This window comes from Hydrogenimonas sp., assembly GCF_029932565.1.
GTDB lineage: Bacteria > Campylobacterota > Campylobacteria > Campylobacterales > Hydrogenimonadaceae > Hydrogenimonas.
Genome location: NZ_JAOZPV010000088.1, coordinates 1 through 4,656, shown reverse-complemented (window position 1 = coordinate 4,656; position 4,656 = coordinate 1). Strand labels below are relative to the sequence as shown.

Below are 4,656 nucleotides of genomic sequence, written 5' to 3'. Positions count from 1 at the left end.
TTCCTGGACGATACGATTCTCTTCGCCAGCTGGGCGGGCAACTATACCAATCCGAAAGATGATCAGACGATGCTTGAGATGGCGCAGAGTCCGGATGATTATGGCAAGAAACATTTTGGATGGTCAGTCTATGTGGGTACGCAGTTTCCGGCAGTCTTTACCGATGATGGGCGTATAGGTCTGGAGTACAATCACGGCAGCCAGTACTGGAGAAGTTTCACCTACGGTGAAGATACGATGATCGGTTCGAAACTCGCGGCTCGTGGTGATGCGTATGAGGCGTATTACACCCAGCCCATATTGGGAAATACCCTCAGCATGCAGCTTCGTTATACCTACATCGATTATGAATATACCGGAAGTGGCGGATTTTTCGGTGCTGATGGTGCCGCAATCGACAATGACGATGCCTACAAAAGTGGCATGATGGATCCGGTTGATTATGCTCAGGATTTTCGAGCATATATAAGATATCGCTACTAAACACTCATGAGAGCTTTGGCTCTCCACACAAAACGCGTCCTTACGGACGCGTTCTTCATATTGCAAATTATATAATTTATCAGAGTATCTGCTCAAGCAGTCGATCGGCAACAGTTTTGTAGTATCTCTTTTGTGAATCATCACCCATAGCAACCGGTGGGGTACCGTTATCGGAGTATTCCCGAATCTGCATATCCAGAGGGATCTGGCCAAGGAAAGGGATGTCGTATTTTTTCGCGGTCGTTTCGCCTCCTCCCGTGCCAAAAATGTCGTAACGCCTGCCGGTGTCGGGCGCGATGAAGAAGCTCATGTTTTCAACCAGACCGCCTATTGGGACGTTGATGTCTTTGAACATCATGATGGCGCGGCTGACATCATCCAGCGCTACCGGCTGGGGTGTCGTGACGATGATACCGGCAGTGATGGGAAGTTCCTGGGCCATTGTAAGCTGAATGTCGCCGGTGCCCGGCGGCATGTCGATAACGAGAAAATCGAGCTTGCCCCAGTCGACGTCTTCGAGAAATTGGATCAGAGCGCTGACGGCCACCGAGCTTCGCCAGACCAGCGGAGTGTCGGGGGTAGGAGTCGTGAGGCCGACACTCATGATTTTGATACCGAAATTTTCGCTTGGGATGATCTTGTCATTGTTGCCCCAGCGGAGTGTTTCATGGGCTGTGCCGAGCATTCGCGGAATGTTGGGGCCGTAAACATCGGCATCGAGCAGGCCGACCTTGAATCCCTTTTGTGCCAATGCGACTGCCAAATTGACTGAAACCGTACTTTTACCGACTCCGCCCTTGCCGCTGGTGACGGCAACGACCCGCTTGGCGTAAGGTGCTCGGTTGTTGGGGCTGCTGGTGTGGCCGTAGTGTATATCTTTTTTCTGTGCAATCTTTTTTCGCTTGATGGTGACTTTGCCATCAAAAAGGTCCTGCAGCCGCTCACGGAGGATCTCATACGCTTCGTCGTTCTGCATTGAAAGGACGAGGAGTGGCCGGCCATCCTCTTCGACGATGTCGTCGACGATTTTCAGATCGATGATGGAGCGGTCAAGACCGGGATAGCTCACCTTTTCCAGTTCTTTCAGAATTGTTTCCTTATTCATAGGGGTTGCTCCTCATTTCGCGCTGTAACAATAGAATGGTGGAGTGGGCTTTCTGAATCCACTCCTGGATCAATGGGGCGGCATCCGGATAGTTCTGAGCCAGATCCTGGTAGATTTTCATGCGTGACTGCAGCAGCCCAATGAATCCCTGCATCATCTGCGGTTTCATATTGTTTTCGTGGGCATGAAGCATTAGCCGTTTCAGCAGGACCATACGGTCTTTCAGGGGTAGGTCGAGGCCCATTGTCCTGCCGATTTTGACGATGTCGGCATTGGTGATATAGGCACCACAGTAGAAGAGAGCCATCAGTTGGCGTTCGACCCCCTCGTAGGCCGGAGGAAGAGTGTTTTCGTGCATTTTTCTTTTCATGCGCTCTCTCTCCGTTTCGCGAGATTGACTTCCGCCGCTTTGGCGACGTTGGCATCGGTGTCGTTTGTCATCTTTTCCAGGGTCTCCTCGGGTGTCGAAGCGTTTTCCGCAACCCGCATACGGACCATTTTGTCGGCATCGTCTGCGAGGATTTTCAGTAGCTTCGAGGGGGTGCTGGGATTGCCCGAGAGGCCGTCACGGACGATTTTTTCGTCGCCGAAGAGGCTTTGTAGCACCGAAGGGGGTGTGTTGGGATTGGTGGCGACGAGCGCGCGGACAAGGTTCACCTCATCTTTGGCCAGTTTGGTGAGTACCTCCATGGGGGTGTGGGGGTTCTTGGCCACGGCCCAGCGGCTTCCCATGTCTTCCGTTTCGGAGAGTCTGACGAGCAGTTCTTCCATGATGGGGCTCTTTTCTCTCTCCCGATCATAAACGGATGTACGCAGACTCAGGTTCATGGCGACCTGCCCGACGACCTGCATATCGTCGATGAACCTTTCGAAGATTTCTCGAATCTCTTCCAGCGGAAGGTTTTTGTCTTCCAGTTTTGTAATGGCATCTTCCGGTTTCATAAAAGTCGATTCCTTTTTGTTTTTTGTATTTGTATAGGGTCTTGTGATTATGGTAACAGAAAGAGAAATGAGTAGTCAACAATATGGGTTGTAACCATGGCATAAAGAGAGTGAAGAAGAGGCAGAAAAATAAATTTTTATTATTTCGTCAAAAAAAATTGTCAGCCTCATCATGAAAATTGGATAAAAGGGTATACGTTTTGAAAATTTGATGGTTTTTTGTGGATAATATGAGAATGCTTTATGTTTTCAGGTTTGCTTAAGAGTGCGCCATCTACAATGAAGATGTATCGGAAATCCCGAAATATCGGCGTATCAGCCGTGTTAAACAATCTTATAAGGAGTGGTAATGAAGCAGTGGTTCAAGACGCTTTGTATCGCGTCTCTCTTCTCTGCCTCCATACTGATGGGGGCCGACAAGATCACGATTCAGCCCGAAGAGGCAATCAAGCTGATTGGCAAGCCGGGCTATGTCTTTGTCTGCGGGGACAGCGAAACCGCCTATGAAGGCGGACATATCAAAGGGGCTCGCGAAATGTACGCCCATCACCTGCATCATGCGGACATTATGGGGAACCTCCATTGTGAGCCGCTGTATCAGTGTCCGGATCATGCCGAGCACTACATCAGCAGCAAAGGGATCAAGAACAGTGATGTCATCATTGCCTACGACAACTGGCGGGGACCGAACGCAACGGGTGTTTACAGCTTTTTCAAATCTTTCGGCCATGAGAAGGTCTATGTCCTCGACGGCGGACAGGATGGCATCAAGGCCCTCGATCCCAATCAGAAGATCTACAACGATCTCAAGATGGAGGCGAGAGAACTCAAGCGTCAGGCCCGCAAGGCGAAAAAAGCGGGAGACAAAGCCAAAGCAGCAGAGTTGAAAGCGAAAGTCAAAGAGCTCAAAACCCAGATGAAGCAGCTGGAGCCCAAACTGCTGGTGCAGCGTGGCAAAGAACCCCACTGGGAACATACCCACTACAAGATCGAAAAGACACGTCCCGAACTGCTGGCGACGACCGAAGAGGTCTATCATGCGATGCAGGATATCCTCAAAAACGGTGACAAGAGCAAGTATGTCATCATCGACACGCGGGGTATGACCGAGATCATCGGTGAGCGGAAGATGGACAATGTCGCCCGCGGCGGCCACATTCCGGGTTCGAAATTCATCGAATGGAAAAAAGTGACCGATTTCGAACGCAAAAAAAGCTTCCGCACAAACGAGGAGCTGAAAAAGATGTTTGAAAGCTACGGTGTCACACCGGACAAAACAGTCTACGCCTACTGCCAGGTCGGTGCGGGCCGCGGTTCGGAAATCATTACGGCGCTCGAACTGCTGGGCTATAAGAATGTCAAAGTCTATTCGGGTGCGTGGGACACCTGGGGCAACAACATGAATATGCCGATTCGACGCTAAGGGAGAAAGAAAATGGTAAATAATAAACGACGGAATTTTCTTAAATTTTCAGGAGTGACGGCCGCGCTGGTGGCGTCACAGGGAAGTCTGTTCGCAAAAACGGGTGTGATGCAGGTTGAAAACGGAAAGAACAACTATCCGAACACGACCTACACCGAAGAGATGTATCGTAACGAGTTCAGCTTTACCCGTGGCAAGAAGGAAGATACCGGCTTTGCGTATCACTGTGTCAACTGCCAGGGAAACTGTGCATGGGAGGTCTGGTCGCACAACGGCGTCGTGACGCGGGAGAACCAGTCGGCCCGCTATCCGTCGATCAACGCGAAGATTCCCGACTTCAACCCGCGCGGATGTAACAAGGGTGTCCAGCACTCGCAGATCATGTACGAGAAAGACCGCATCCTCTATCCGATGAAGCGCGTCGGTGAGCGAGGCGAAGGAAAATGGAAACGTATCAGCTGGGACGAGGCTGCGACCGAGGTGGCTGAAAAGATTTTCGGGGTGATGACCGATCCGAACCGCGGCCCCGACAAGCTTATGGTTCATGCCGGTACGGGACTTCTGACAGAGGGACGACGAGGGGCGCCTCTGCGTTTTTCGACACAGCTTGGAGCCGTTCGTATCTATCCGGCCTCGTATCTGGGCGATATGTTCTCCGGTGCGGCGATCGCCTACGGCGAGGGTAATGTCGGGGGAACCTACG

At 51.2% G+C, this 4,656-nt stretch carries 6 protein-coding genes; 3 read left to right on the top strand and 3 right to left on the bottom strand.

What is annotated here, in order from left to right:
• Nucleotides 1–483, top strand: a 483-nt coding sequence (locus Q1K24_RS08760; RefSeq protein WP_300368999.1) for a DUF3373 family protein, incomplete at its 5' end; no start/stop codon positions are given.
• 79 nt (nucleotides 484–562) lie between these two features.
• Here Q1K24_RS08760 and Q1K24_RS08755 read toward each other — a convergent pair.
• Genes Q1K24_RS08755 through Q1K24_RS08745 form a run of 3 tightly spaced genes read right to left on the bottom strand, consistent with a single transcriptional unit; the run spans nucleotide 563 to nucleotide 2,530 of the window.
• Nucleotides 563–1,588, bottom strand: coding sequence for an Mrp/NBP35 family ATP-binding protein (locus Q1K24_RS08755; RefSeq protein ID WP_300368996.1), 1,026 nt, complete (start codon nucleotides 1,586–1,588; stop codon nucleotides 563–565).
• Nucleotides 1,581–1,958: a hypothetical protein gene (locus tag Q1K24_RS08750; RefSeq protein WP_300368992.1), complete on the bottom strand. Its 378-nt coding sequence runs from the start codon at nucleotides 1,956–1,958 to the stop codon at nucleotides 1,581–1,583. The genes Q1K24_RS08755 and Q1K24_RS08750 overlap by 8 nt, the downstream gene beginning before the upstream one ends.
• The gene (locus Q1K24_RS08745; RefSeq protein ID WP_300368989.1) at nucleotides 1,955–2,530 is read right to left on the bottom strand and encodes a hypothetical protein; all 576 of its coding nucleotides are present in this window, start codon (nucleotides 2,528–2,530) and stop codon (nucleotides 1,955–1,957) included. Before Q1K24_RS08745 ends, Q1K24_RS08750 begins: the two co-directional genes overlap by 4 nt.
• 349 nt (nucleotides 2,531–2,879) lie before the next feature.
• On the opposite strand from Q1K24_RS08745, the gene Q1K24_RS08740 reads away from it, so the two are divergent.
• Both Q1K24_RS08740 and Q1K24_RS08735 read left to right on the top strand, forming a co-directional pair.
• Entirely contained in the window at nucleotides 2,880–3,953 is a 1,074-nt protein-coding gene (locus Q1K24_RS08740) for a rhodanese-like domain-containing protein (protein WP_300368986.1), read from the top strand.
• A gap of 12 nt (nucleotides 3,954–3,965) precedes the next feature.
• On the top strand, nucleotides 3,966–4,656 hold a 691-nt coding region (locus Q1K24_RS08735), incomplete at its 3' end, for a molybdopterin-dependent oxidoreductase (protein ID WP_300368983.1).

Bases quoted from the DNA above. Each gene is read 5' to 3' on its own strand.
- Q1K24_RS08740 (WP_300368986.1), top strand. From the start codon at position 2,880: ATGAAGCAGTGGTTCAAGACGCTTTGTATCGCGTCTCTCTTCTCTGCC.
- Q1K24_RS08750 (WP_300368992.1), bottom strand. From the start codon at position 1,958: ATGAAAAGAAAAATGCACGAAAACACTCTTCCTCCGGCCTACGAGGGG.
- Q1K24_RS08745 (WP_300368989.1), bottom strand. From the start codon at position 2,530: ATGAAACCGGAAGATGCCATTACAAAACTGGAAGACAAAAACCTTCCG.
- Q1K24_RS08755 (WP_300368996.1), bottom strand. From the start codon at position 1,588: ATGAATAAGGAAACAATTCTGAAAGAACTGGAAAAGGTGAGCTATCCC.